1 protein-coding gene and 1 pseudogene are annotated in these 3,749 nt (G+C 38.6%); both read left to right on the top strand.

Annotated features, from left to right (window positions below):
* Nucleotides 1-344 precede the first annotated feature (344 nt).
* Nucleotides 345-3,410: a SusC/RagA family TonB-linked outer membrane protein gene (locus tag AC1DPQ_RS21050; RefSeq protein WP_477610766.1), complete on the top strand. Its 3,066-nt coding sequence runs from the start codon at nucleotides 345-347 to the stop codon at nucleotides 3,408-3,410.
* Between the two features lie 4 nt (nucleotides 3,411-3,414).
* Nucleotides 3,415-3,749 (top strand): annotated as a pseudogene (locus tag AC1DPQ_RS21045) (hypothetical protein); the annotation flags it as partial.

Genomic DNA, 3,749 nt, shown 5'->3' with positions numbered 1-3,749 from the left:
CAATATCCCTTTAAGAAGATGGACTATTGGATCTTTCTTTTCTAAAGTTAAACGTTTATTTAACGTTTAATTTCTGGCCAAAAAGCAGAAAAATAGCATAAAAGGCCTAAAAATAACAATTTAACCCCTATTTATTACCGTATTACCCCTCAGTTGAGGGGTAATTTAATGGTTACTTTGTTAGACCAAGTAACAAACAAATAAGATATGAGCAAAAACAAACGACATTTTATTTAACATCTTTCCCTGCAAATTGAAAAGCATTTAACTAATACTTTTTTAAAATAACCATTAAACAAACCCGCTCACCTGAGCAGAATTTTTTAAACCAACCATCTCTTAGTATGCAAAAAAAATTACTACTGAAATTTTCGGTTGTGTTTTTATTGCTGTTTAAAATCATCCCGGTGCACGCTTCTAACGAGGCTAAATCTGCCCTGAATTTTAAGCAGAATATTGATACACTGCAAAAGGCTCCATCCCTCTACCTAGTTGATGAAAATCAGCTTCCCCTTGTAGGCGCTAAGCTTGTTAACACGAAAAATAAAACCAGTGCCATTACCGATCTCAACGGTATTGCTGAGTTAAGCTATGGCACTGGCGATCTGATTGAAGTTTATACTTCAAACGCATTGGTGCTAAAACTTGAGATCAGGAAAGGCCAGAATGTGATTATGGTGAGCAGCAAAAACCCAGGTGTTGCAGCATTAAAACCAGTTAGAATACTCTATGATCAAACGGTTAAACAATCGTTATCTACCATGGCAACTGATGCTGTTTATACAACAGATTTAACCAAAACTCCTGTAACTTCTATAAAATCGGCCATTACCGGACGTTTAGCAGGTTTATATACCAATCAAAATTCGGGCAGATTAGGCTCCGAAGGCCGGACTGATGGAACCGCTTCTTTACTTTCACTTGGATCATTAGGTTCTGATGCAGTCACGATGTCGCTGAGAGGACAAAACCCGGTAATTATTGTCGACGGTATACCAAGGCAACTCACCATTTTTAATATGGAAGAGATCGAGTCGATTACGGTTTTAAAAGATGCTGTTTCAACAGCAATGTTAGGTGTAAAAGGAGCAAGTGGTGCAATTTTAATTACGACCAGAAGAGGATCTAAGGCAAAGCAAACCATTTCATTTACTGCGCAAACTGCATTTCAAAAATCACTTAAACTCCCACAAGGCTTAAATTCATTTCAATATGCCAGTTTATACAACGAGGCTAGGGTGAATGATGGCCTAACACCAATTTATACATCAGCAGACCTACAGGCTTACCAAACCGGAAGCGACTCACAAGGCCACCCCGATGTAAACTGGAAAGATTTGGTAACTAAACCCACTTCGCGTTTCAATCATTATACCTTAAATGTATCGGGAGGTAATGATTTTGGAAAATACTTTGTCGCTGTTGAGCATGTAGATCAAAATGGACTTTTCAGGACTTCAGATCTTAATACTTACAATACCGACAACGATTACAAAAGTTATGTCATCCGTTCTAACGTAGATCTGCAGATCAGTAAGAAACTATCAGCAGGGATTAATCTGATGGGGCGTTTAATCAATGGAAACGAACCCGGTTATGGTTCGCAATCAATATTGGGTTCCATTTATAGTACACCGAACAACGCCTACCCAATTTATAATCCAAATGGAAGTTTTGCTACCACTTCATCTTATCAGAACAACGTTTATGCCCAAGCTATTTCTTCAGGTTATATCGGAACATATAAAAGAGATGTATCGGCCGATTTATTCTTGAAAAGAACATTTGATGAAATTACAAAAGGACTTTGGCTAAAAGCTAAGGCCTCAATTTATGCAACATTGTCTGAGAATACCTATAGAAATAAATCGTTCGCCAGTTTTTTCTATAATCCAACTACCAAAGTTTATACGCAATATGGTAGCATTGGTACACAAAACAATTATACAGGCATTAATTACCAGGGGCACTCAGATTATGAGGAGCTAACACTTGGTTACGACCGCAATTTTAACAAACATGGCGTAAGTGCAGTTTTACTCGCTAACCACGATAATTCATTTACAGGTTCAGATCTTCCTTATACGGTACAAGGAATTTCGGGAAAGGCATCGTATAATTTCGATGAGAAATATGTTGCCGATGTGGCTTTTGGATATAATGGATCAAATTATTATCCGCCATCAGGCGATTATAAGTATGGATTTTTTCCTGCCATGGCTTTAGCCTGGAACATCAATAAGGAAAACTTTTTAAAAGATACCAAATGGTTAAGCAGCTTAAAACTGTATGGTTCTTACGGTAAAACCGGAAACGATAATCCTGGTTACTTTGTTTACATCCAAAGGTATTTTGATGGAACAGCTACTTATTTTGGTTCTACTCCAGGTTCTAATACCAGTATTTATGAACAGCCTTTAGCCAATCCGAATATTACATGGGAAAAAGCAAATAAGTTTAATATAGGCTTACAGGGTGCGATTTTAGATAACAAGTTGAGTTTTACTGTCGAATATTACCGTAATAAATATTATGACCTGTTGATGCAAAGAGGTAAAAACTCTGCGCTTATCGGACAGAACTATCCATTAGAAAACATTGGCCAGAGCAGATATACCGGTTGGGATTTCAAACTGAATTTCCAGCAAACGGTGAATGATTTTAGCTATTACGTTGCTGCTACAGGTGGATTGCAACAATCGAAAGTGCTCTATCAAAATGAGGTAAACCAACCTTTCCCTTGGATGGCCAGAACAGGGCAGGCCGTTGGCCAGCGCTTTGGATACATTGCTGATGGCTTATTTCAAAATAACGCTGAAGTAAATAACAGCGCCAAATTGGAAGGATACACCGCACAGCCTGGTGATATTAAATACCGCGACCTGAATGGAGATGGAATCATCAATCAGCTGGATCAAACAGCAATCGGTAATGCAAAACCATTGTTTTACTATGGCTTAAATTTAGGCTTTCAATTTAAAGGATTCGATTTTAGTGCGTTGATACAAGGGGCAATGAACCGCACCATTTACCTGAACGGAAATACGGAGTGGGCCTTTCAAAACAATGGTTTTGGACAGGCTTGGGAACAAAATCTCGACCGTTGGACTCCTCAAACAGCAGCTACCGCTGTTATGCCCAGATTATCGATTGGTACAAACATCAATAACGAAGCTACCTCTACTTTCTGGCAGCACTCGGGCAATTACGCACGCTTAAAAAATGTTGAGGTAGGTTACACGATACCGGACTATTGGACCAAGAAAATTGGTTTACAGAGCATCAGGGTATTTGGCAATGCTACTAATTTGCTAACACTAGCCGCTTACGATCGCGTAGACCCGGAGGTGTATAATGGCAATTATCCAATCCAGCGATCGATCAATATGGGTATCAACATTAAACTTTAATCACATGAAAAATTTTAAACAATATATCATACTTGCGCTATTTGGTTTTCAGGTGGCTATGGCCATTACTTCATGTAAAAAGGTAGAAACCGAACCTCGCGATTGGATTCAGTCAGATTTAGTTTGGGATGATCAGGATAAAAACGGAACTGTGGCAGGTTTCTTTTTAAACAGTGTATACAACTATATGCCAAATGGTTTTAACCGGATAGACGGCGATTTTTTAGATGCAGCTTCAGGAGATGCCATTCCGTCAAGAAACAACACCCAGGTAGAATATTTTACAAATGGCAGGATAAGTACGCTAAACAATCCCGATCCTTATTGGGGTAACAGCAG

The organism is Pedobacter sp. 01T416_2, assembly GCF_056398925.1.
The sequence above is the reverse complement of the archived record's forward strand: the minus strand, read 5'-3'. Positions and strand labels throughout refer to the sequence as shown.